The sequence below is a fragment of the Clostridium sp. LS genome (assembly GCF_002760435.1).
Lineage (GTDB): Bacteria > Bacillota > Clostridia > Clostridiales > Clostridiaceae > Clostridium.
The window spans coordinates 1-25,216 of record NZ_AUUU01000080.1 but is presented as its reverse complement, the minus strand read 5'-3'; the positions used below and the strand labels follow the sequence as shown (position 1 = coordinate 25,216).

At 29.3% G+C, this 25,216-nt stretch carries 20 protein-coding genes; 1 reads left to right on the top strand and 19 read right to left on the bottom strand.

Annotated features, from left to right (window positions below; genetic code table 11):
* Positions 1 to 34 precede the first annotated feature (34 nt).
* From COL3_RS17960 to COL3_RS17875, 18 genes are all read right to left on the bottom strand, one after another.
* Positions 35 to 346 carry a (2Fe-2S)-binding protein gene (locus tag COL3_RS17960; RefSeq protein WP_008423124.1) on the bottom strand — a complete coding sequence of 104 codons (312 nt, stop codon included), beginning with the start codon at positions 344 to 346 and terminating at the stop codon, positions 35 to 37.
* Positions 347 to 379: 33 nt separating this feature from the next.
* A complete protein-coding gene (locus COL3_RS17955) occupies positions 380 to 1,516 on the bottom strand; it encodes a tyramine oxidase subunit B (protein ID WP_008423122.1) in 1,137 nt (378 codons plus the stop codon).
* A 389-nt stretch (positions 1,517 to 1,905) separates the two neighbouring features.
* Entirely contained in the window at positions 1,906 to 3,126 is a 1,221-nt protein-coding gene (tyrS, locus tag COL3_RS17950) for a tyrosine--tRNA ligase (protein WP_008423120.1), read from the bottom strand.
* Between the two features lie 208 nt (positions 3,127 to 3,334).
* Complete coding sequence (locus tag COL3_RS17945; protein WP_008423117.1) at positions 3,335 to 4,489, bottom strand: RNA-binding domain-containing protein; 1,155 nt, start codon at positions 4,487 to 4,489, stop codon at positions 3,335 to 3,337.
* A 116-nt stretch (positions 4,490 to 4,605) separates the two neighbouring features.
* Positions 4,606 to 5,688: a sensor domain-containing diguanylate cyclase gene (locus COL3_RS17940; RefSeq protein ID WP_099716678.1), complete on the bottom strand. Its 1,083-nt coding sequence runs from the start codon at positions 5,686 to 5,688 to the stop codon at positions 4,606 to 4,608.
* A 698-nt stretch (positions 5,689 to 6,386) separates the two neighbouring features.
* A complete protein-coding gene (gene galU, locus COL3_RS17935) occupies positions 6,387 to 7,259 on the bottom strand; it encodes a UTP--glucose-1-phosphate uridylyltransferase GalU (protein WP_008423111.1) in 873 nt (290 codons plus the stop codon).
* Between the two features lie 135 nt (positions 7,260 to 7,394).
* A complete protein-coding gene (locus tag COL3_RS17930) occupies positions 7,395 to 8,498 on the bottom strand; it encodes a Gfo/Idh/MocA family oxidoreductase (RefSeq protein WP_008423109.1) in 1,104 nt (367 codons plus the stop codon).
* A gap of 163 nt (positions 8,499 to 8,661) precedes the next feature.
* The gene (locus COL3_RS17925) at positions 8,662 to 9,267 is read right to left on the bottom strand and encodes a sugar transferase (RefSeq protein ID WP_008423107.1); all 606 of its coding nucleotides are present in this window, start codon (positions 9,265 to 9,267) and stop codon (positions 8,662 to 8,664) included.
* A gap of 35 nt (positions 9,268 to 9,302) precedes the next feature.
* The gene (locus COL3_RS17920) at positions 9,303 to 10,325 is read right to left on the bottom strand and encodes a glycosyltransferase family 2 protein (protein ID WP_008423105.1); all 1,023 of its coding nucleotides are present in this window, start codon (positions 10,323 to 10,325) and stop codon (positions 9,303 to 9,305) included.
* Between the two features lie 75 nt (positions 10,326 to 10,400).
* On the bottom strand, positions 10,401 to 11,492 hold the full coding sequence (locus COL3_RS17915) for a glycosyltransferase (RefSeq protein WP_035283310.1): 1,092 nt from the start codon (positions 11,490 to 11,492) through the stop codon (positions 10,401 to 10,403).
* A 112-nt stretch (positions 11,493 to 11,604) separates the two neighbouring features.
* On the bottom strand, positions 11,605 to 13,092 hold the full coding sequence (locus COL3_RS17910) for an O-antigen ligase family protein (RefSeq protein WP_035283308.1): 1,488 nt from the start codon (positions 13,090 to 13,092) through the stop codon (positions 11,605 to 11,607).
* Positions 13,093 to 13,102: 10 nt separating this feature from the next.
* Entirely contained in the window at positions 13,103 to 14,968 is a 1,866-nt protein-coding gene (locus COL3_RS17905) for a nucleoside-diphosphate sugar epimerase/dehydratase (protein WP_008423099.1), read from the bottom strand.
* A 39-nt stretch (positions 14,969 to 15,007) separates the two neighbouring features.
* Positions 15,008 to 15,991, bottom strand: a complete 984-nt coding sequence (locus COL3_RS17900; protein WP_035283306.1) for a glycosyltransferase family 2 protein — start codon at positions 15,989 to 15,991, stop codon at positions 15,008 to 15,010.
* A 290-nt stretch (positions 15,992 to 16,281) separates the two neighbouring features.
* A complete protein-coding gene (locus COL3_RS17895) occupies positions 16,282 to 17,154 on the bottom strand; it encodes a LicD family protein (RefSeq protein WP_008423095.1) in 873 nt (290 codons plus the stop codon).
* A gap of 58 nt (positions 17,155 to 17,212) precedes the next feature.
* Positions 17,213 to 18,196 (bottom strand): glycosyltransferase family 2 protein, encoded by a 984-nt coding sequence (locus COL3_RS17890; RefSeq protein WP_008423094.1) that lies wholly within the window; start codon positions 18,194 to 18,196, stop codon positions 17,213 to 17,215.
* A 346-nt stretch (positions 18,197 to 18,542) separates the two neighbouring features.
* On the bottom strand, positions 18,543 to 19,880 hold the full coding sequence (locus COL3_RS17885) for a PTS transporter subunit EIIC (protein WP_008423092.1): 1,338 nt from the start codon (positions 19,878 to 19,880) through the stop codon (positions 18,543 to 18,545).
* Between the two features lie 226 nt (positions 19,881 to 20,106).
* Positions 20,107 to 20,415, bottom strand: coding sequence for a PTS sugar transporter subunit IIB (locus COL3_RS17880; protein ID WP_008423090.1), 309 nt, complete (start codon positions 20,413 to 20,415; stop codon positions 20,107 to 20,109).
* Between the two features lie 146 nt (positions 20,416 to 20,561).
* On the bottom strand, positions 20,562 to 20,882 hold the full coding sequence (locus COL3_RS17875; protein WP_008423088.1) for a PTS lactose/cellobiose transporter subunit IIA: 321 nt from the start codon (positions 20,880 to 20,882) through the stop codon (positions 20,562 to 20,564).
* Between the two features lie 444 nt (positions 20,883 to 21,326).
* Here COL3_RS17875 and COL3_RS17870 point away from each other — a divergent pair, with 444 nt between their 5' ends.
* Positions 21,327 to 24,005 carry a sigma-54-dependent transcriptional regulator gene (locus COL3_RS17870; protein ID WP_008423086.1) on the top strand — a complete coding sequence of 893 codons (2,679 nt, stop codon included), beginning with the start codon at positions 21,327 to 21,329 and terminating at the stop codon, positions 24,003 to 24,005.
* A gap of 148 nt (positions 24,006 to 24,153) precedes the next feature.
* Here the strand turns inward: COL3_RS17870 and COL3_RS17865 are convergent, their stop codons facing one another.
* Positions 24,154 to 24,879 carry a MurR/RpiR family transcriptional regulator gene (locus COL3_RS17865; RefSeq protein ID WP_008423084.1) on the bottom strand — a complete coding sequence of 242 codons (726 nt, stop codon included), beginning with the start codon at positions 24,877 to 24,879 and terminating at the stop codon, positions 24,154 to 24,156.
* Positions 24,880 to 25,216 lie beyond the last annotated feature (337 nt).

Here is a 25,216-nt window from a genome sequence, read left to right as displayed (position 1 = left end):
AATACCTATCCTTTCTTAGAAAATACTTTTAAATCTAACCTTCCAATTTTGCAGAAACACCATATTGTGTTTTGACTTTCATTCCTTCAACAAGAGGAGTAACACAAGTTCTTACATTTGGCTTACCGTCTACTACCATAACGCAGTCTGTACATCTTCCAATAGCACAGAATATGCCTCTTGATGATCCTTTTTTTGTATGTCTATGTACCAATACACCGGCTGCCCTTAATGCAGCTGCTATTGGCTCTCCCTCATACCCTTCAAAGACTTTTCCGTCAAAATCAAAAGTTACTAATCGTCCTTTATTAGTTTCACCCAAAATTGGATGCTCTGTAATTCTCATTAAAAACTCTCCTTCCAAATTGAATAATTAAACTTATGCCAACTGAGGCTCATCCCAAAGATTTAACTTAGTTCCAATTCCTTTTTTAATAGCATTTCTATAAACTATAGTTCCCCAGGCAACATCTTCTACCGGCATACCTCCAACTGAATAGATAATGATTTCGTTTTCCTTACGGTGTACTGGCACCTTTCCAATTAATACATCACCTAAATCATCGATTTTATCTTTTGCCATCTTGCCTTCCGTAATTAAATCCATGCAATGTACCGCTGGAATTGGGATAGAATTATATGCTGGGAATTCCATTTCTTCTTCCCAAGCTTCATATAATTGAATATTATCAGTAACAGTTCTAGCTCTATTTAAAATGAAGTCATCATCAAATCTTGCTGCTGCCGGACAACATAATATTGCTCCTGGTTTAATCCACTCTTCACTTATATATGGGTATTCATTAATATCACCAGTTGGGCTTGATGTAGCAATATGCACAATATCGGAGCCTCTAACAGCCCCCTCTATTGTATCTACAACAATGATATCTTTAATTTGAGGATAATCCTCATTAAGATACTTAATAAATCCATCAATTGATTTTTTACTTCTTCCTTTAATCTTTACAGTTTCAATTCCTGATCTAACCGCCATAGTTGCTGCAAATGCCGTCTTACTCATAACTCCAGGTCCTATAATACCAACAACCTTAGAATCTTCCTTTGCAAAATATTTTACTCCTACTCCAGGAACTGCACCTGTTCTATAAGCACTCAAGATATTAGCTGACATATATGCAAGGGGAGCACCTGTATCCTTATCATTTAAGATAAGCATAAGTATTGATCTTGGAAGTCCTTTGCTCTTATTCTCTACATTTGAACCGTACCACTTCATACCAGCCATATCAAACTTGCCACCTAGATAAGCAGGCATAGCCATAAATCTTCTGTCTGGTCCATCTTTAGGCATGTTAGGGAATGGAGATTCCTCTGGGAAAGTCATCATTACACCATGTGAATTTCCATTAGGACCGCCCATACGATAGTCACCAATTTTTAACAACTTAAACATCTCTTCCATAGCTTCTACGCAGCTGGCCATTTCTTTCACTCCAGCTTTAATCATATCCTCTTCATTTAGATATAAAAAATCTATTTTTGTTTCGCCCATACTACTTTTACCTCCTAAAAATATACTTATAAATTTTATAAAAAAGAGGTCTAGTTTCTTCATTGAAACTAGACCTCTTTGCCTTTCTTGAGTATTATATTACTCCTTTTGTACAAACTAAAATTGTAAAAATCGGAACTAAATCTCTTATCTAAGATAAATTTTTTTCTCATAACTAATCTGAATTCAAGTTTAAGTTATACGATAATAATAAAAATCAGCACAAATGTTATTTTATCGCTTCTTCCATAACCGAAATAATAAGCTAATCAGCAAAGAAGTTCTAGATATAATTAAAATTTTAATCCACAATAAATATATATAAATTAGAAAAATCCATAATAATACTTACACTAAGTATTATTATGGATTCAACTAACAACAATCTATTATTTAACTTCTATTTTATTATAATTTTTCTTACCTCTTTTAATTAGTACAGCTCCATCTTGGAAATCATCCTCATTTAGAGTTCTAGCTACATCTTCAACCTTAACTCCATTAATAGATAATCCACCCTGTTCAATTAATCTTCTACCTTCTTTTTTAGATGGAACAATTTTAGTGCTCGCCATAATATCTAATATTGGAAGACCAATTTCTTCTTTAGTAATTGTCACTGTTGGTACATTTGACATATCTGCTCCACCGGCAAATAGTGCTGCTGCTGCCTCTTCTGCTTTTTTGGCTTCTTCTTCACCATGAACAAGTTTTGTTATTTCATATGCAAGTACTTTCTTAGCATTATTTATTTCAGCACCTTCTAAGCTTCCAAGTCTTCTTACTTCATCCATTGGCAAGAACGTTAATAATGCTAAGCATTTTTCAACGTCTGCATCATCTACATTTCTCCAATATTGATAGAAATCATATGGTGAAGTTTTTTCTGCACTAAGCCATAATGCTCCTCCAACAGTTTTACCCATCTTTTGGCCTTGGCTATTAGTTAATAAAGTACAAGTCATCGCCATAGCCTCACCTTGAGCCTTTCTTCTTACAAGTTCGACTCCAGCTATCATATTAGACCATTGGTCATCTCCACCAAGCTGCATTTTACAGTTATACTTTTGATTTAATTCATAAAAGTCATATCCTTGCATTAACATATAGTTAAATTCCAAGAATGATAATCCCTTTTCTAATCTTTGCTTAAAGCATTCAGCTGTTAGCATTCTATTTACCGAGAAGTGAACTCCTACTTCTCTTAAGAAATCAACATAATTAAGATTTAATAGCCAATCAGCATTATTTAACAATAGAGCCTTGCCATCAGAGAAATCAATAAATCTTTCCATTTGTTTCTTTATAGAATTAACATTATTTTGAATATCCTCTTTTGTGAGCATTTTTCTCATATCAGTTTTACCACTTGGATCTCCAACCATAGCTGTTCCGCCACCAATTAAGGCTATTGGTCTATGTCCTGCTTTTTGCATATGAGCCATAAACATCATAGCAATAAAGTGACCAACATGTAAACTATCGGCTGTTGGATCAAATCCTATATAAAAAGTTATCTTCTCATTTTCTAATAACTTTCTTGTTTCTTCTTCATGAGTAAACTGTTTTATGTATCCTCTTTCTAATAGCTCATCTAATACATTTGCCATTATAGTACCTCCTAAAAATCTTCTTATATAAATTACTTTTTGCAATAAGCATTTTGTAAATCAATTTATTTAAAACATCCTGTTTTTTAAATCACTTATTATAGTATATCCTCAACATAATATTTTGGCAACAATATAGCTAAATAATCAATACCTAAGCACTTAAGAAAATTCTATAATTTTCTCTCTAACTGCAAACTGCGAACCGTTACTTGTTAACTGACAAAGTTCCTGGCAGTATCACTTTAAAGCTGTGCTCTACTCTAGAATTAATAAATTTCACTTTACCTTTTCCTTTAAAAGCATTTCGAATTATTGTAAATCCCCTGCCGCTATTTAAAAATCTTTTTTTCTCATCGATGGAAATCAATTTTTCATATAACCAAATATTTCGCTTATTATAATTTGTCCTTTGTCCTTTGACATTCTCTCCTATAAATTCACCAGGGCTTGAAATACTTACCTTGTTATTACTAATGATAATTTCAATTATTTTATTTAAATCAAAGTATTCCCTATAGAGAACTGCATTTTTTACTGCTTCAATTACTGCCTCCGCAGGATAGTCTTTTGGTAATATCTCCATTATCTTTTCTTCCGCCTTATCAACCATTGATAAAAGGTTACCTTGTATTATGTGAGTTTCACCATCGGTATTATTTAACTTATTAATAATCTTTATCATATTATTGGGAATATATATATAATTCTCATCTGAAAAAACAAGTAACCCTCCGTAAGTACACTTTAATGGTGATCCCTCTTTTTGCTCAAAAGCTATTCCCGCACTTAGCAATAAAAATCTTCTATTTTCTTCACTGATTTTTATCCCTTTTTTATTAAAATATTCATTAACTAGTTCCATATTTAATATATCAATACTACTTTTAATCAGAGGACAAGTTTCAATAGTTAAACTTAAATTTTCTTCAAATAATGCTATAAGTTCTTGTTTTCTCATTGTATCCGTCGTAGAACCTCTTCTTATATAAAAGGCACCATTTTCTCTAACCTGATAGGGCTTTTGGCCGCCATCATAAATTGATATCACACCTACCTTTTTATTATCAACTTCCACAAACTCCACCTCTATTGGTATGGGAGGCTCGCATCTAGTTGCAACAATTTGCTGTATTTGTTCTTCCGGAAATAAATCTTCATCTTCTAGCCCTACAATTTTTTTAGTTTTATCCTCAACTCCAACTATTATATAACCCCTTCCACCACTCGAGTTAGCTATGGCGCATATATCCTTGGTCAATTCTTTTTTTCCTGTCTCATAAAAAAGTTCTAATCTTAATTTAAAATCTAACTTAGTACCCTCTTCCCTTTTTATCAAAGATAGTAATTTTTTACTATCCATAAATATAATCCTCCTTATTTATTACATAAATTGATCTATACTAGATTACATAATCTCTCTAAAGAATAAAAAAGCAGTCTTATTAAATTTAAATAAGCTTGCTTTATATATTATGATTATATTTTAATTATATTTCCACTTAATACCCTATTTTTTCCACTTTTCTTAGCCCTATATAATAATTCATCAGCTTTGTTAATAAGATCATTTAAATCTATACCATTTAATGGAAAAAATGAAATTCCAAAACTAGCAGTTACAGATTTTTGTTCACCATTAAAACTTACTTTACTATTTTCAAGAGTTTTTCTGATTGCTTCAATTTTATTATACACGCTTTCTTCACTTTCAAAGTTTGGTATGTATAAAATAAATTCTTCCCCGCCATACCTAGCTAATATGTCATCTTTATCTATACCATTTCTAACAACATTTGCAGTATTAATTAAAATTTTATCTCCAAATTGATGTCCATATGTATCATTTATCTTTTTAAAATCATCTATATCTATCATTACTATTGCAAATTTATCGTTTTCCTTATTAATTTCATTTCTTTCTATTCTTTCATAGAAATATTTTCTATTGTATATTCCAAGAAGAGAATCTCTTTGATTTATCTTTTCTAATTCTTTATATAATATAGAATTTTCTATCGCTATTGCAATCTGGTTAGCTATAGATCTAAGAAAAAGTTTTAATTCTGTAGTCATGAATTTATAAAGATTATGCTCTACAATTATGTACCCGATAAATTTTTCTCTTACTTTAATTGGTGATCCCATAATCGAATGTATATCTACCTTATGTTCTCCAGTTTGCTTTAATGGCTTTTTTGAATTTATTAAAAATTCTTCTCCTTGATTTATATATGTGAATTCTTTTGAGGTTAAGTTTATGTTCATATCTTCAATATTACTAGCCTTAATAGTTAATTCTCCATTTTCAATTAAGAATATAGTTGAATAGGTAACTCCTAATATGCCAAGTATCATATCATTAATCATGGATATTAAATTATCACTACTAAAAAAAGTGTTTATGTATTTACTTACTTCTATTATATTAGATAAAGAATCTATGCTTTTCTCTAGCCTAACATTTTTTTCATTTAACTCTTGTATGTGTTGCTCTGAAAATTTTTGATACGTCTCATATTCTGTCTTTAAAGAATTGTATAGTTTCTCATAATCCTGCATTTATTCCCACCATCCTCTAACCATAAACACTTCATGATTATTTAACAACTTTTACTAAACATCATTCTATAATACTCTAATTATACTACAATTATAAAAATAATTGAATAAAATTATCCTAAGCTATTGTATTAAGTTTAAATTTGTTAATAATAAGCATAGATTCAGTAAAATAATTTATATATATTAACCATAAATACGCCTCAAGGTCAATATCTTACATTTATGCTCATTAATGCATATAAAAGAATTTAATTATATTATATGAATACCATTACTAAAGTACAAGTGTATGGATACATCATTATTATAATTTATGAATTTCATTTTTCAATTTAGGATAAACTAACAATGAAAAATTTAATTCTTACAAGGAGATAAAATAATGAGATATATACACTGGCTTTTAAGCATATTCATATTTTTATTTATCTGTGTACTTTTTATACAATTTGGTAATTCGATATTAAATATAATCTTACTAATTTCGCTAGTTATCTTTGGTATAAAGTTCTTAGTTCAAAAGTATACTAATCATTATTAATTTCAAAACAAAATCTGCTTTGCAGATTTTGTAATGTTTCTCTATATGAATTCTTGATATTTTAAATTAATGAATCCTAAAAAGTATTGCAACTTTTTAGGACTTCTTTATCTAGGTACCTTTAATAAAATTTTTGTACAAGCTAATAATTTTCTTATATTTGCTCCCAAGGTTTAGAATTTAAGTAATCTATGACATCTCCTCTTAATTCTTCCTTCTTCAGAGCAAATTCTATAGTTGCTTGTAAAAATCCTAATTTATCTCCCACATCGTATCGTTTGCCTTCAAAATTATATGCATACATAGCTTCTGTACCAATTAAAGCCTTTAATGCATCAGTTAATTGGATTTCTCCACCTTTTCCTGGCTTAGTATTTTCTAATATATTAAATATCTCTGGAGTTATTATATATCTTCCTAGTATTGCCACATTGCTTGGTGCTTCTTCAACACTAGGCTTTTCTACCAAATCCTTAACCTTGTAAATTCTATCTTCTATATGAATTCCGTCCACTATACCATACTTTGATACATTTTCTTGAGCCACAGTTTGAACGCCTAAAATAGTAGTTTTATATTCACTATAGCAGTCTATTAATTGCTTTAAACAAGGAATCTCACTATCTACTACATCATCACCTAATAAGACAGCAAAAGGCTCATTTCCTACAAAAGTCTTTGCGCAATGAATAGCGTGCCCTAGCCCCCTTGGCTCCTTTTGTCTTATATAATGTATATCAACCATATCTGAAATATCTCTTACCAGTTCAAGCAACTCCGCTTTTCCAGATTTCTCTAATTCTAACTCCAACTCTATTGATTTATCAAAATGATCTTCTATAGATTTTTTATTTCTACCTGTAATTATCAAGATTTCTTCAATTCCAGAAGCAACTGCTTCCTCAACTATATACTGAATTGTTGGTTTATCAACTATCGGAAGCATTTCCTTTGGTTGTGCTTTAGTCGCAGGCAAGAATCTTGTTCCAAGACCTGCTGCTGGTATTATAGCTTTTTTTACTTTCATCTCATAATCATCCTCTCAACTTTTATTCTTAATTTTTGGGGCACATGAAAGAAGTGAACATGTTTTAAGTCTGCCTTAATTTTATTATATGTAAACATATCTCATCATATAAATATTTTTGATCGCGCCTAAGCATTATTTTCTTCCCTTAAAGCTATCTTTCATATCTAAAGTCCCAAAGTCTGCTAAAGGAAATTGCACAGGCATTCCTGTCTTCCTTGATTTGTAAGCTGCTAGGATTATTGACATAGCTTTCTTACCTTCTTCTCCAGATACTAACGGATTTCTATTACTATTTATTGCATCAATTACATCTTTAAATAAAGGAGTATGCCCCTCTCCATAGACATTGTCTATTTTAACATTTACAGATTTCTTAATTTCTTCCTCGTTTTCACCATCAAATCTCCATGTTTCAAGCTCATTAACAGCAAGCCCTCCGATAGATACTGCTCCAGTTTCCCCAAATATACTTAATGTCTCTTCTAAATTTTTAGGATAAACGCAGGCTGATCCCTCGACAATTCCGATTGCACCATTTTTAAATCTTATTATAACAGCTCCAAAATCTTCGGCTTCAATATCTCTTAGGTATGTATCACATTCAGCATAAACCCTTTCAATTTCTCCGCCCATCATCCATTGAAGCAAATCAATATTATGTATGCATTGATTCATAAGAGTACCACCATCTAAAGCCCAAGTTCCCCTCCAAGGAGCTTGTTCATAGTACCCCATATTTCTATTCCAAAGTACTCTAGCTGTGCCATTAACTAACTTTCCAAATTTGTTGCCTTCTATAGCTTCTCTTAGTTTTTGTATAGGCTTATTGAATCTATTCTGATGACAAACTCCAAGCTTAACATTGTTTTCTTCTGCAACTTTAATCATTTCATTAGCATCTTCGATAGACATAGCCATTGGTTTTTCTACTAAAGCACTTGCTCCCTTTTTCATAGAGTAAATCGCAATTTCTGCATGATAACCACTCTCAGTAGCTATAGTTACCACATCAATATCTTCTTTATCGAGCATTTCCTTATAATCCCTATATGTATGAACAGAATCTTGAGATGCTCCAGTTTTTTCTATATATTCTGCTTTTTTTGCTTCTGCCTTCTCTAAAATAACATCGCAAGTTGCAACTAATTCTGCTTCCTTATTATTTTTTGCTAAAGCTTCAACATGTTTATAAGAAATTCTTCCACAACCAATAATCGCAAATCTTAATTTTTTCATAGTAATTTTCAACCTTCTCCCAGTATATTTTTAATTGACAATTGACAATTGTCAATTGTCAATTTATGTTGAAAGCCACGGGCTTTCTTTTAATTTATTTCTTGAAAAGCCGCAGGCCTTTCTTCCAAAACTGTTAACTGTTAACTGTTAATTGTAAACTGAACTAAAGGCATTTTATTATAGTCTTAAATATAATATAAATGTCAAAAAAAACATTGTTTTTACTTATATATTCTAAATTTAATGCTAATTTATCAGGCATTATTGTATTAATGTAAAACTCATCTGGATTCTCAACTTTTCCTAGTAAATCATTTTCATCTCTATATCTTATAGATGCTAAGTCAGTTATTCCAGGTTTAACTTCTAAAACTTTTCTTTGCTCTTCATTATATAATTTAACATACTTTGGTACCTCTGGTCTTGGACCAACAAGGCTCATATCTCCTTTAAATACATTTATTAGCTGTGGTAGTTCATCTAGCTTATATTTTCTTAAAAATGCCCCTATTTTAGTAATTCTGCTATCATTCCCCACAGTAATTTGCCGACCCAATTTTTCAGCATCAACAACCATTGTTCTAAACTTAAGAATCTTAAATTCTCTATTTTTCTCTCCAACTCGTACTTGTTTAAAAAATACTGGTCCATCAGAATCTGTTTTTATTTTAATTGCAATTGCAATTAAAACTGGGCTTAGAACTATAAGCCCTAAAGTAGAGCATATTAAATCAAATATTCTTTTAACTACTTTATTAAATATATTCATATATCTACTCCTGTTAACATTATTTAAAGATTATCTTATCTAGACATTTCCTTATTACTTTCTTCTAATTTAGAATTTTTAAATAGGTAAAAGTTAACAATTCCTAGTAAAAATCCTAGCCCATAAGAAATATGTAGTATTGGGAACGTAAATATTAGATACTTAAAATATCCCATCTTCTTTGCAGCTGAAATTTTAGCACTAAAAATTAGGTCCATAATTACATATAATGCTAATATTAAAAGGTATGGTATTCTAATAAACTTTGAAAATATGCTTAATGTTCCTCCGACTGCTAGAAATAAAACAAATAACATTGGAATCAAATGTCTCAAAGCAGCTGGTTTTTTATGTTTTTGTATAACTCTTACTTTCCAGAAACCATACTGAAAATATTGTTTCCAAAGCTTTTTCAAATCTCCTCTACCAAAATATGTAGATTTAATTTTAGGGGATAATAATATTTTTGCTCCACTTTTTACAACTCTATAATTTAACTCATCATCTTGATTTCTAACAAGTTCTTCATCAAAATATCCTATTTCATTTAGTAATTCTCTTCTATAAGCTCCAAATGCTACAGTATCAACAAAACATTCCTTTTCAGCAAATCTAAATAAAGCATTACCTACACCAAATGGACAGCTCATACCTTCTGCTATTGCAGCTCCTTTAATGCTATCATTTATAGTAGTTATTAAACCGCCAGCACATCCTACTTCTTTATTCTCAAGTGCTTTTACATTTTCAGCTACAAAATCTTTATCTGCATATGCATGAGCACCAAATATAATAATTATATCTGATTTGGAATATTTAATACCGAGATTCATTCCTTTAGGAGCTGTTAGCCCCTCATTTTCTAAAAGCACAACATTGTTATTATCCTTTTGTAATTCTTTAATTATATTCCTTGTATTGTCTGTTGACATTCCATCTGATACTATAATTGTTAATAACTCTTTTGGATAACTTTGATCTAAAAATGACGTAATACAATCTTTAATGTATTTTTCTTCATTTCTGCACGGAATTACTATTGAAACTGATTTATTCATTGAGAAAATCCTCTCTTTCATTTTATAAGATTAATTATTTCAATACAATAGATTAAAGAGGGTATACTAAGTCACTTATTTTTTTAATATATCCCTGTAAATTGAGTCTATATCATTGAAATTATTAACAAGGCTATAATTTTCTTCTACAAATTTTCTTGCTGAAACTCCCATTTTCATTCTTAATTCATTGTTGACTACTAATTTTTGAATTTCAGTAAATAAGCTATCTACAGACTTTCTTTTAGCAACTAAACTAGTAACATTTGGTTTAGTTGATTCCATTAATCCACCTACATCACTTACAATCACAGGTATTCCGCATGCTTCTGCCTCAACCGCTGCTACACCAAAACTTTCACTATCTAAAGTTGATGGAAATACTGCTATGTCAAAGTTTTGAAATTCGGTTATAACTTGTGCTTCGCTTAAAAAACCTAAGAACATAACATCATCTTCAATGCCTAACTCAATACATAAGTTTTTTAAATACTCTTCTTGGCTTCCTTTACCACCTATTCTTAACTTTACATTTAAATTTTCATTATTACTTTTAACTTTTGCAAAGGCTTTTATTAAATATTCTACACCATATTTTTCTTCCAAAGTTTTTATTGTCCCAATTACTATCTCATCTTTACCTTCTTTATTATCAACTTTTGGTATAAACTTTTTTATATCAACACCAAAAGGAGTTACCATTATTTCTTTATTTGTATACTTTTCTGTTTCTTTTTTCATTACACGACTAGTAGACCATATATAATCTGCCTTCTTTAAGTTGTATTTTACAATCCATTTGTGCAAAAATGATTTTATTGGAAAGTCGTAAACATCGGCTCCCCATACTGATATTATATAGGGATGGTAATTAGTCATGGCCCCGAGCAATCCATAACTTGTGGCGTAGTGTGCATGAAGGATATCCGGTTTTATTTTATTAACTAATTCTTTAACTCTAGTTATTTTTTTCAAGTATCCAAACTTACCTGTATCTGACTTTTGCTTCACTAAACTTTCGTCTATATCTAAAGAATGAACAGTAACCCCTTCATACTCACCATCACTTAATGATATTACATGAATATCATAAGACTGCTTTTTAAAAAAATTTATCCACTTATGAGTATGAACACTGTTAATATCCGCCAAATAACATATTTTCACCATAATCACCCTTCTGAAGCATATTTTTCTACACATTATTAATCACTATATACAAATTTACATATTTATAAACTTGTATATAGTGCTTTTAACTATAAATCTAACCAAATATTTAATTTATTTTGAATTCCTTTATTTTTGATGAACTAATATATTCTTCAGTATTCTTTGTCACTTGAATACATGATACTGAAAATGCCACAAGTATCCAATAGGAAAATACATATGTTATCGAACTTGGTCCAAAACTTGCTGGCGCAAATGCTACTAACCCAGCTGCTGCTGCAAAGCAATACACATTCTTTTTCTTTATTCCTAGCATTACATTTACTACGAGCATATACAAATAATATACTCCGTATAATAGTAATCCAGGTACTCCAAAATCCGATAATATCTCTATTGGATAGCAATGTGGATTATATATTCCATTTGTGTTATGTTGATTTGATAAAAATTGAAATACATTTCCAACCCCATGTCCTAAATAATTTTTGTTTTTAATTACGTCATCTAACACATTATGTATTATTGTCATTCTTTCATTAATAGAACCTTCTCCGCCTAGTGTTACATCCGCATCAACTAAAACATTCATTTTGCTTGACATGTCATTTTGCTTAGAAAATTCTTCAGAGCTCATAGAGTCTGTTCTTAAAATTTTGTAAGCATTGTAATATGAAAATGTAAGTCCTAAAATTAAAACAATCGGGAATATTAAACCCTTTATGCCAATATTTTTAATATTAAAAACACAGTAAAATAAGTATACGATTAATCCAAAAGCTACAGAAACAAGACCAGTTCTTGAACTTGTCAATATTACTAAGGTAAATCCCATTATGCTAATAATTGCAAAATATACTTTTAACAATATATTTTCGAATCTATTTATTGAGAAAAAGCATATAGGTGTTAATATTCCAAGCGTAGCTGCCAAATTATTAGTGTTAAAAGAAAAAACAATCGGCCTTGCTCTTAAGGCATTAAAATCATGGAGATTAGTTACTTTTAATCCATCATAATGATGTACCACTGGCAATTGTCCAAATAGCACCTCTCCAAAACCAATTATAATAATCAATGATATTAGCCCAATAAGTAAAGTTATTGTTTTATTAAAACGTTCTTTACTAGTGTTATATATCATGACATTTAATATAAAACAAAACATTAATATATATATTGCAATATATTTAATTGATAATTGTTTATTTAATGCCCAAACTATACTCACGCACATGTATATAAACCATATTACATAAATAGTTAAAATCTTCTTATCTATGTTGAACAAAATTCTTCTATCTTTAATTATTTTATACAGTGTCATAAGCGTAAATAAAGCTAATACTATATGAAACATATATGCATTCGTAATTCCCGGTACATATAATACATAATCATAAAAAGTAGAAACTAAAAGTATTCCATAAAGTAAACTATATGTATCATCATCTTTCATGAAATACGCAACTGGAACTAAAGTAAGAATGTACATTCCTGTTACCAAATAATTTTTATTCATTACTCCCATAGCTAATGCAATAATGTATATTATTGCCAATAATACACTTTTCATTCTATTTTCTTTCGTCATATACATAAGTTTACTCCTTATCTGCATTTTCTGCAGCCACTTCATCCTCGTTTTTATAATGATACGTTGGTACAATTTTTTGCATTTGGCGTTTAATTTCTGCTATATCATTAAGTTCTAGTAAATTTTGTAATTGCTCAAGCTTAGCCGTTAGGCTCTGCATATCCTCAAAGGTTGGTTTACCCACATATATCTTATTGTGAACGGTATTTTCTAAACCTTCTTCACTCATTAAAAGTTCCTCATACAGCTTTTCCCCGGGTCTAAGTCCAGTAACCACAATTTTTATATCCCTATTTGGTTCTAGTCCAGAAAGTTTAATTAAATCACATGCCAAATCGTAGATCTTTACTGGTTTTCCCATATCTAAGACAAATATTTCTCCACCTTTTGCAAATGCTCCTGCTTGAAGCACTAATTGAGCCGCTTCTGGAATTAGCATAAAATACCTAATAATCTTTTTATGGGTTACAGTTACAGGTCCACCATTAGCGATTTGTCTCTTAAATTTAGGTATTACTGAACCGTTACTTCCAAGTACATTACCAAATCTAACAGCAACAAACTCTGTTCTAGACTGTTTATCCATAGCTTGAATAATCATTTCACATAGTCTCTTTGTTGCACCCATAATATTAGTTGGATTTACAGCTTTATCTGTAGATATCATAACAAATCTTTCTACATTAGCATCACTAGCTTCTAATGCTAAATTCAATGTTCCAAACACATTATTTTTTATCGCTTCTTTTGGACTGTCTTCCATTAGTGGAACATGCTTATGAGCCGCCGCATGAAATACTACGTTTACTTTATACCTTGTAAATATCTCATGTAGTCTTTTTCTATCTCTAACTGAACCTATTAATACAGTTAGATTCATATCTGGAAAATCCTCTATGAGCTCATTTTGAATATCATACACATTATTCTCGTATATATCGAATATTATAAGCCTTTTAGGATTATAGATTGAAATCTGTCTACAAAGCTCCGAGCCTATAGAACCTCCTCCACCAGTAACCAATATGGTCTTTCCTTCTATATATTCTGATATTCCTTTGTTATCCAATTGAATAGGATCCCTTCCAAGTAAATCTTCTAAGTCAACATCTTTAATTCTACTAACTGTAGCATCTCCACTTAATATTTCATACATTCCGGGGATAATCTGCAGCTTACAATTAGTATTCTTACAAATCTCAATTATTTCAGCTTTATTTTTTGCATCTATAGATGGGATAGCAATTACTATTAAATCAATTTCTTGTTCTCCAGCAATATAAGGTATATCATACCTATTTCCCTCTATTTTAACTCCTGATATTCTTTTTCCCAATTTATTTTTATCATCATCAATTAAGACAATAGGATTATACTTTAATTCTCTTCTTGCCATCATTTCATTAATAATCATCGTTCCCGCTGAACCTGCTCCAACTATCATTACCCTTCTTTGATCTGAAGAATATTTAAATGGTATGTACAAAAGCGTCCTTCGATAAACTCTATAAAGAATTCTATATCCTAATACAAAGAAAATTCCTAAAAGTGTTCCCACAACACAAACATTTAAAGGAATAGTATTTCCAAAATAACTTCTAGTATATCCAATTGATATTACTCCTGCTAAAATATTTCCTCCAACACCTAATAAAAATTCATCAGTACCTGTTAAATGCCATAAGCTTTCATACATTTTAAATAAGTAAAAACATACTAAATAAATTAAGCTTAGAGCTATACAATCCTGAGAATATATTTTTGCAATTGTTGGAAAATAACCAGTGTTTGTTATATTTATAGCAAAAAGATATGCCATATTAACCATAAAAATATCAATAATCATTATTATTATTGTTTTCCAGCTTCTCAATTCAAATTTCCTCCAATCTGGAAAGATTCTAATAAAATCTTAAATTCTGCAACTAAAAATTCTTAATAAAATATTAGGAAAATAGAGCATTCCCTTACATTGAATTAAGTATCTAATATATTTCTTATTAAATTTCTGTATTTTATAGGCTTTTAAATAATTTCTAACATCATCTCTATTTAAAAACTCAAGTAAATTTTCATGAAAGTTCTTATCCCTCGATAAAACAGAAAAAACATGTGCAACTGCATATGGAATTTTATATGTTAGTAAAAAGTCTTTCACCTCTACCGAATCCTTGTAACTTTTTACATATTCTAATAAATCTAAGTAAGAGTTATAGCAATCAAGGTGCTTTAATGATACTGAACTAGTTACAGACGCTTCCCATATAACATAAAATGCTAAAACCTCATTAACACTTGTTATTTTATTTGAGCATAATAGCGATTTAACTATAAATACCATATCCTCACCATATTTTCTTTTACTATCAAATAATAAATTATTTTCTTTAATTATAGAAGCCTTATATATGGCACTTCTCATACCTATGTTAATATCATCATCTAATTGCTTTAATGCTGCATCTTTCCCACTAATAAAGCCACTTAAGCAATTAGCCCTATTTTTCACTAAAATATTGCCATTAATATCAACTTCACTATAATCACAATATATTACATCACTTTGTGTTTCTTTTGCTTTACTGTACATCATTTCAACAAACTTAAAATCAATATAATCATCCGAATCTAGAAATGCTATATATTCACCATTTGCTTGTTTTATTCCCGCGTTTCTTGCTGCGCTAACTCCAGAATTTTCTTGTGTAATAATTTTATAATTAACGTCAGACTTTTCTAACAACCCTCTTGCTATTTCTATACTTTTATCCTTTGAACCGTCATCTATAAGTAAGAGTTCAAAATCTTTAGAGCTCTGATTTATAATTGAATTTATTGTCTTTTCAATGCATCTTTCTACATTATAAACAGGAGTAATTATAGATACATTTACCAACACTATTCACACCTTTACTAATTTTATACTTTATCTTAATTCATTTGTTTATTAGAAAATATTCACAGATTTTTTTCATCTCTTACCCAGCCTAGTATATTCTCTTTGAATTATACTAATATTATTGATTATATGCAATAATTAGTGGTTTTTCTTAAGCAAAAATTCATATTTTGATTAATGGTGAATGATGAATAATGAATAATTGATGACGAAATTCCTCCAGAATTTCTTCTTAATTATATATTTTATAAACTCCCGAAGGGAGCTTATTCCTTAATCATTCATCATTAATTATTAATCTTTAATTTCTTTATTTCCTTCGCATGCCATACTCTATCCTCTTCCTTTGGCATTGTCATGTAATCTCCATATAGCTGAGCCAAAATAGCATCATAATTCTTTGGAGCATAAAAGTACTCTCCCTCAAACTCTAATTTAGCTAAATCAAAGTAGTCAGACTTTTTATATACATATTCGCTCCAATAGGTATCAACACCATAACCCATATATTCAGAATTGGGATTATTCCATTTAATTAAATAATTAAAAAATTTTAGTCTGTTTTTTGTAGTAAAAATCTTAGTTATTATTTTATAGAAAGAAAAGGTTAGCTTATTTTTATAATTTAATTTATCAGGTGGATTTGCAATTCTTTTGAAACTTTTTAATACATTAAAACTTAGCGTTCTTTGCAGATTATATACCCATTTCTTTTTAGGCAGATTATCATATGGGAATATATCAATGTATATTCCATTATGCATGTTATAATTATCAATAGTGTCTTTTTCCATTAAAATAGTATCATTAAGTCTAACTTTACAAGGAACAGGAAAAACATTATAATACTTATCTGTTTCAAAAGTTTGTAAAAACAGATGATCTGGCAACTCTTTTTTAGCAACCTCTAAAAATTTTTTATAATCTTCTCTTAGCATTCCAATGTCCATATCGTCATCCCAAGGAATAAATCCTTTATGTCTCACTGCGCCCAACAAGGTACCAGCATCTAAAAAATATTTAATATTATGCTTTTCGCATAGCACATGTATATCCTTTAAGATACTTAACATTGATAACTGCGCATCTCTCAAGCTTAACTCTTCATAATTTTCTTTATCATATATACTAGGTTCCATTATTTTTGCTGACTTTTCCATTATGTTCTATCTCCTATATATTTCAAATTATGTCCTTACATAAATATTTTTTATCTCTTCATTTCTTTGAATAATATTTCACTACTGCTTTAGGAAAATATAAAATCATTTTACTTAAAATCAAATACTTAATTCTATCCTTTTCTATTTTCACCATTTTATATTTACTTAAATCTTCTCTTACTTTCTTTTGTTTGATAAAATCATACATCGCTTTATGTAAATTTTCATTTTTAGCAAATCCAATGAATATATTCACAATTCCAGCCGGAATTCTACTTTCAATTAATGATTTTTCTACTTCTAAATAATTAAAGTTTTCTTTTATATATTCTAAAATTTCTAAATTTGAATAATACACATCTAAATAATCTAATGACATGCTATTCATAGCTGAACCTTCCCATTTTACATAGTGAAAATATATTTTTTTGCAACAATAAACTTTTTGAGAGTGACAATAAGCCTTGACTGCAAATGCTATATCCTCTGCAAATTTTCTATTAGTATTAAATTTAATATTATTGTCAATAAGTAGTGAACGTTTAAATATTCCTGCCATTATTGGTGTATATGAAATCCCATATATATATTTTATAACGGCCTCTTTGCCTGAAAGAACACCTTCCGCTAATCCTTCTATATTATCTAAAATCTTCGTCCCATCAGCCTCTTCGTAAACATAACCAGTATAAACAATATCGCTGTTAGTCTCTATCGCCTTGTTATATAAATCCTTAAGCATATCTTTATCTATGTAATCATCTGAATCCAAAAATTGTATGTATTCACCCACAGCCTCTTCTATTCCTAAGTTTCTGGCTGAGCTAACCCCTCCATTTTCTTTTTTTATTATTCTATAAATTACATGTGAATCTTTCAAATAATTATGTGCAAATTCACTGCTATTATCTGGAGAACCATCATCAATAAATAAAACTTCAAATTCTTTAAGAGTTTGTGCTTTTAAGCATTCTAACGTTCTTAAAATCCTGTCTCTAACTTTATAAACAGGAACAATAACACTGACCTTAAAATTCATAAATGCTTCCTTCCTTTCAAATTATAAGCACGCTAAGTAAAATAATATACCTAACTATAGGATATAGCTATACATAAATATAACTTTTCACTAGTTATGTCGAGTATTTTCAATGTATACTCCTATATTGGTTTACTATTATACTAATTTAATAAATTCTTGTTTAATTATACCACAAAAGAACTGCCTTCTATCAGAAATTAATCTAAATTTCAACAAGCCCTTATGTCATAGAAAATAAAAAGATACTTATAAACAGAAAAAGATCCGACATTACTATAAATCCCGGATCTTAATCTTAATTGAATATATTTTAAATTGTTAATAAAAGGGCTAGTTAATTTTATTAAGCTTCAACACCATGTGACCTTTGAGCAGCTAACTCATCAGCGTAAGACATAGCATCTGCTTTCTTAAAGAATGGATAGTAAATTAATCCTGCAATTATTAAGAATACAAATTGTGCTATAGCGTAGCTAGGACCACCAATTATGAAACCTGAGAATATAGTTGGAACTGTCCAAGGTGGCATTGTTGCTCCCATTGGTGCAAGTATACCTGTTGCAATTGCCATGTAAAGTAATATTGCATTTACTACTGGAGTTAATATAAATGGTACACCCATGATTGGATTTAATACTATTGGAGTACCAAATAATATTGGTTCGTTAATGTTGAATAAGTTAGCTGGAAGAGCTAATTTACCTAATTGTTTATATTGAGCAGATTTTGCAAAGAATAATAATAGCAATGTAAATGCAAGTGTTTGACCACTACCTGTTAAGTTAATAAAGTTATCATAGAATTGTTGAACAACTATATGAGCTCCATGAGCAAGATCTAAGTGTCCTGCTTTTTGTAATTCTGCATTGAAGTTAGTATTAGAAATCAATAATGCTTGTGTTACACCTCCTACTGTAGCTCCTCCATGGATTCCGAAGAACCATAAGAATGGTACAGCAAAAGCAATTAGAATAGCTCCTGGAAGTGAATCTGATGCAGCTTGTAATGGTGTTTGAACAATTTTATAGATAATTTCTACGAAAGAAGTATTTAAACCAAATTTACATACAGCATATATAACAGTTGCTCCTAAAAATATTACAGTAGCTGGAATTAAAGCTGAGAATGCATTAACAACACCTTGTGGAACACCTTCTGGCATTTTAATTGTAATATTTTTCTTAACCATTGTACTATAAACCCATGAAACAACTAAACTTACAATAATTGCTGTAATCATACCTTGACCACCAGTCCAAGACATTGGAATAACGCCTCCTACTTGAGCTGGAGTTGCATCTGGTGTTGGTTGGAACATAACAAAGTTATTAGTAACACATAAGAATGTACTTAACGCAATTACCGCTGGCGAGAAAGGTTCAATACCTTCATTTTTACAGTAAATATAAGTCATACCCATAACAGTTACTATTGCTATAATGTTCATTGTTGAACCTTGTAATTTAAACAGTGGATCATTCCACCCTGCTCCAAAAGCTCCAGTCATAGCATCTGTAAAAGCTTTTACTGGGAAGCAAGCAATTAATAAGAAAATAGATCCTATAATGTTTAATGGTAAAGTGAACATTACACCGTCTTTTAACGCTTGAACACCTTTAAGATTAACGAATTTCATTACCACTGGTACTACTTTTTCGTTCAGTGTTTGATTGAATGACATAATAATTTCCCCCTTATAATTAAATTAAGATTAAATATGAATAATTACAAATATAAATTTGCTATTATTACCTTTTTAAAAGTTGATGGTTTGTTTAAATTATTGAATTTTATTCATTTTTTCTATGAAAGCTAATTTTTCAAAGTAATATAATATCTAAATTCTGATATCCTTTTCACTAATTTAGTATTAACTTATTATGTTAATACTTAGAATGAATATAATATTATTTCTTAATTAAGCTTAATGCCAAATCTAAAACTTTAGCTCCGTTCATCATTCCATAATCAACCATAGGTATTACCTCTACTGGTATTCCTTTTGGTTCACAAATCTTCTTTGCCTTTCCTAAAGTATATCCAACCTGAGGTCCAAGAAGCGCAACATCCATACTATCTAGGTGTCTATCCATTTGAGATTCTGGGAATGCTATAATTTCAGCATCTACACCTTTAGCTTTAGCTGCCTCTTTCATCTTATTAACTAAAACACTTGTTGACATTCCTGATGCACAGAATAATTTGATAGTAACCATAATTTTTTCCTCCTTAATATGATTAAAATTAATTTTAAGTATTTATTGAAGTATGTCTATAATTGTAGACATATTTATTTGTAATGTTATTTTATTAAATTTTATTTCCTTACTTTCTAATTTAATGATTAGTTATTTTATAACTATTATTTAGTTAATGTGTTCACAACTTTTCTCAATTCTATAATTTGCTCTATTAAATTTTTTTCTGATATAGCTGTCATTAAATGATCTTGTGCGTGAACAAACAAAACTGATAATTCTATTTTTTCCCCAGCTGCTTCCTTTTGAAGCATTTCTGTTTGTGCATCATGTGCCTTAGCTAATGCATCATTAGCCAAATCCAATTCCTTTGCAGCCTCTTCATATTTACCTTCGTTTACCATGCCAAGTGCCATGTAAGCGTGATTTTTGCAATCTCCCGCATTAATTATGATATTCATTATTGCCATTTCTAATTGATCCATTTCTACTCCTCCAATTCATGCTTTATTGCCTTATGCCATTATATATAGCAATACCTGTGCCAAACACTATTAAAAATTTATAATTTTTTTCAAATTTCTTCTTAGTTAAACTGTATATATTCTCTTTATCCTTGATACATCAATGTTTTTATCAATAAAATTTATCACAATTCTATTATAAAGTCATATCATTTTTATTTTATATAATATTCATTTTATTTATTTTAAGATATGTGTTTACTTAATCTGATTAGTGTTTTATAATTATATATAGTGTTTAATGCTTCTTCAAACCATTAATAAACACTAAGCAAATAATGTTTGATTATAATCAAATACATTTGAGCAAAATAATAAATTTATAAGATTACTTTCAAATAGTGCATGAAAATGTTTAATCTATTATAATAACTCAAAATATAATTTAATATAGGAGGATATATAATGGCTAAAAAAGATTTAATTTACCAAAAACTTCTCCAAATTAATTCTCCAGATGGTATAGATACTAAAACACTAGCGCCCCTAGTTAATATGACTAGAGCTAATTTAAGTCATGAATTAAATGAACTTTGTAAAGAGGGTAAGTTGTACAAATCGTCTGGCAGACCTGTATTATTTTTTCTTGCAGAGAATAAAATTCAAAGCAATGAGTCTCAATTAGATTTATTAGCAAAAAATAATATTTCTCTAAAAGATTCTGTTGAACAAGCAAAGGCTGCAATATTGTACCCACCTAAAGGTATGAATTGCTTGATTCTAGGTGAAACTGGAGTAGGAAAATCCATGTTTGCTTCTCTAATGCACAATTATGCTTTAGAAATGAAAGTAAAAACAGAAGATTCTCCTTTCATAGTGTTTAACTGTGCAGATTATACTAATAATCCTCAACTATTAACCTCTCAACTTTTCGGAGTAAAAAAAGGTGCTTATACGGGTGCTGATGCTGACAAAGTTGGATTAATTGAACAGGCAAATGGTGGAATTTTATTTTTAGATGAAATTCATAGGCTGCCTCCAGAAGGACAGGAAGCGCTCTTTATATTTTTAGATACAGGTAATTTTAGACGAATTGGTGATGCTGAAATTAGAAAATCAGATGTATTAATAATTTCAGCAACTACCGAAGATCCAAATTCCGCTTTATTAAATACTTTTACTAGAAGAATTCCTCTCGTTATTAATATTCCTTCTCTTAAGGAAAGAACTTTAGATGAAAGATTATTCTTAATTAAAAGTTTCTTCAAATTTGAAAGTATACGATTAAATAAGGAAATATATGTATCGTTAAATTCACTAAGAGCATTACTTTCTTATGATTGCCCAAATAATATAGGTCAGTTAAAAAGTGATGTTCAGTTGCTTTGTGCAAAAGCTTATTCAGAATTCTTAACTAATATAAGGCGTGATGTAAGAATTCATAGTAAAGCATTACCCCTTTATATTAAGGAAGGGCTTTATAAAGAAAAAGAACATAGAGTTTTATGGAATAAGCTCATGAGTGAAGAAATTGAATATTTTAGATTCAATGGATCTACTGAAGATACAAACACTATATTTAATAGTGGAGACAATACAGTCTATGATTTTATAGAAAGCAAACTCGAAAAGTTAAAATCATTAGAAATTTCAGATATAGATATTGAAAACATACTTGAAAAAGATATAGCAAAACATTTTAGCAAAAATAATTCTGAAGTATCCGAAGAAACAAGCAAACAAAATTTATTAACTATTATTGATGAAGATATATTAAAATGCATTGATAATATAACAAGCCACGTAACTAGGAAGCTTCCTGTAGTGTTTGATAGTAATTTATATACGGCTTTTGCTCTTCACATTAACACATTAATTAATAGGATTAATAGCGATAAAATAATAATAAACACTAATTTAGGCAAAATAAAAGACCTTTATCCTGCTGAGTTTAATGTTGCTATTGAAATTAAAGAAATTATAGAAAACACTATTAATAAATCAATACCAATAGATGAGGCTGGATATTTAACATTATTTTTAATACCTGATAATACTTTTAATGATACATCTCAGGATAAAGTAAAAGTTATACTTATCGCCCATGGAGAATCCACTGCAACTTCAATGGCTGATGTTTCTAACAGACTGCTTGGAGAAAACTATATAATTCCGATAAATGCTCCAATTGATGTTGCTCCATCAAAAGTATTAGAAAGCTTAAGAATTGGTATTCGAGAAAATCCAACTTCTGCTGGTTATTTATTACTAGTTGATATGGGGTCTTTAACGACCTTTGCAGATGTGATAAAAAAAGAATTTCAAGTTGATATTAAAGTAATTTCTCTTGTGTCAACTCTTCATGTATTGGAGGCTGCAAGAAAAGCACTTATCGGATCATCTTTGGATGAGATTTATAATGATGTACTAATGGTTAACTCCTATGTAGAAATGCATAAGAATATAAATACCACATCTGAAGACTCAGACAAAATATTAATAGTTACAGCTTGCTTAACTGGTGAAGGCGCTGCAATTGCAATTAAAAACTTTTTGCTTAGCAACCTTAGAATTAGTAAAGATTTTTTTGAAATTGTATGTTTAAATTGTTTAGATAAAAAATATTTTAAACAAAAAATAATTAATCTTCAAAAACAAAATGAAATATTATTTATAGTTTCCTCTTTCCCGGTAGATTCTCAAATAAAACAATACACTATGTACGAAGTGTTTAATATGGATATTTTAAAGGAATTGCAAGCTGCAATAGATGCAAAAACAACTATGCTTAATATACCTAGAATCATAAAGGAAAATATCTATAATATAAATGGCGTTGAATTATATAAGGATGTTACTTACTTCTTAAGCAAGATAGAAGAAAAGCTTTCTTTTAAGTTGCCTGATGAGAACTCTGTTGGTATTATTCTTCATCTATCATTTGTTGTAGGTAGATTAAGAAATGAAGATAATCCTGCAATATATCCAAATAAAGATGAGTATATCACTGAAAATATTAATTTATATAATATAATAAGAGAAAATTTATCTTTTATAAATATCAAATACAAAATAGATATATCAGATGATGAAGTTTGTTATTTAATGAACCTTTTACTAAATTCCGTACCAACACTAAAATAAAGGAAGTGCAAAGCACTTCCTTTATTGATGAATGATTACGGAATTTTTATAATTAGGGTACTTTGCTCGTAATAATTTTAAATTTTGCAGAGCAAAATCTCCCTAATTATTCATTATTCACCATTAATCATTCACTAATTTTGCTGTACTATACAAATCTATTATGCAGCCTTTTTCCTATACTTTCAATAATATATAATACTGGTATTTGTGTGGTAATATCAGTAATTCCTATTTTTTCTTGTTGAATATAATATGAAATGTTCAAATCCGATATTTTTGATATTGTACAATTTTCGCTATTAGTTATACTTACAACTGTACTATTCTCTCTTTTTATATTGCTAATATTATCAATAACTGAACTTGTTTCTCCTGAAACAGATATGGCTATTATTACAGAATCTTCATAAACCTTATAATTTCGTGGAAAATAGGGATCATCAATATACATGGCAAATTTACCTATAGATGAAAAAAATCTAGCTGCATACTTACATAATATACCCGAAGTTCCAGCCCCTATAAATATAACATTACTTGCATGTTCTATTAAATCACAAAGTACATTTAGCTTCTTATCTAATTCACCATTATCCAATTTTTTTAGATGATCAATTATTACTGAAGCATCATTATTTATTTTTTTTGTCTCGTTTTGCTCAACATACATTTTTAGCTTTATTTTAAATTCTGAGTATCCTTCACAGTTAACCTTCTTACAAAATCTTAAAATTGTTGTGGTTGATACATGGGCTTCATCCGCTAATTCTCTAATTCTCATATAAACGACTTTTTCAATATTTTTCATTATGTACCTATATAATAATAGTTCTAAGTCGTTAAAACTTTGGATAATTTCGTAATTGAACATAGATTAATTAACCTCTCCCTTCATATCTTCTGTTTCCTTAAGTATATATTATTTATAAAAATTTTTCACGAAATTAGGCAAAAAAGATGTATCAAAATACTTATTTGTATTTTGATACATCCTTACTATCCAGAATCTAAATTCAATATCTTATTTCTTATTATTCATTCAATACGATAATTATCGAAATTATATAGGTATCAAATTCTCTATTCATTTCTTACCTTTTTAACCTTATTTACAACATTATCTACTGTAAATCCAAATTGTTTAAATAATACTTCTGCATTTCCTGATGCTCCAAAAGTATCTAAAGATATAACTTCTCCATCAAGAC

What these genes read in the sequence shown, in the direction of transcription:
- COL3_RS17870 (WP_008423086.1), top strand. Translation starts at nt 21,327, where the DNA reads ATGGCTAAAAAAGATTTAATTTACCAAAAACTTCTCCAAATTAATTCT.
- COL3_RS17960 (WP_008423124.1), bottom strand. Translation starts at nt 346, where the DNA reads ATGAGAATTACAGAGCATCCAATTTTGGGTGAAACTAATAAAGGACGA.
- COL3_RS17880 (WP_008423090.1), bottom strand. Translation starts at nt 20,415, where the DNA reads ATGGTTACTATCAAATTATTCTGTGCATCAGGAATGTCAACAAGTGTT.
- COL3_RS17865 (WP_008423084.1), bottom strand. Translation starts at nt 24,879, where the DNA reads ATGTTCAATTACGAAATTATCCAAAGTTTTAACGACTTAGAACTATTA.
- COL3_RS17930 (WP_008423109.1), bottom strand. Translation starts at nt 8,498, where the DNA reads ATGAAAAAATTAAGATTTGCGATTATTGGTTGTGGAAGAATTTCTTAT.
- COL3_RS17920 (WP_008423105.1), bottom strand. Translation starts at nt 10,325, where the DNA reads ATGAATAAATCAGTTTCAATAGTAATTCCGTGCAGAAATGAAGAAAAA.
- COL3_RS17945 (WP_008423117.1), bottom strand. Translation starts at nt 4,489, where the DNA reads ATGGATAGTAAAAAATTACTATCTTTGATAAAAAGGGAAGAGGGTACT.
- COL3_RS17940 (WP_099716678.1), bottom strand. Translation starts at nt 5,688, where the DNA reads ATGCAGGATTATGAGAAACTATACAATTCTTTAAAGACAGAATATGAG.
- COL3_RS17910 (WP_035283308.1), bottom strand. Translation starts at nt 13,092, where the DNA reads ATGACGAAAGAAAATAGAATGAAAAGTGTATTATTGGCAATAATATAC.
- galU (WP_008423111.1), bottom strand. Translation starts at nt 7,259, where the DNA reads ATGAAAGTAAAAAAAGCTATAATACCAGCAGCAGGTCTTGGAACAAGA.
- COL3_RS17895 (WP_008423095.1), bottom strand. Translation starts at nt 17,154, where the DNA reads ATGGAAAAGTCAGCAAAAATAATGGAACCTAGTATATATGATAAAGAA.
- COL3_RS17885 (WP_008423092.1), bottom strand. Translation starts at nt 19,880, where the DNA reads ATGTCATTCAATCAAACACTGAACGAAAAAGTAGTACCAGTGGTAATG.
- COL3_RS17955 (WP_008423122.1), bottom strand. Translation starts at nt 1,516, where the DNA reads ATGGGCGAAACAAAAATAGATTTTTTATATCTAAATGAAGAGGATATG.
- tyrS (WP_008423120.1), bottom strand. Translation starts at nt 3,126, where the DNA reads ATGGCAAATGTATTAGATGAGCTATTAGAAAGAGGATACATAAAACAG.
- COL3_RS17875 (WP_008423088.1), bottom strand. Translation starts at nt 20,882, where the DNA reads ATGGATCAATTAGAAATGGCAATAATGAATATCATAATTAATGCGGGA.
- COL3_RS17890 (WP_008423094.1), bottom strand. Translation starts at nt 18,196, where the DNA reads ATGAATTTTAAGGTCAGTGTTATTGTTCCTGTTTATAAAGTTAGAGAC.
- COL3_RS17925 (WP_008423107.1), bottom strand. Translation starts at nt 9,267, where the DNA reads ATGAATATATTTAATAAAGTAGTTAAAAGAATATTTGATTTAATATGC.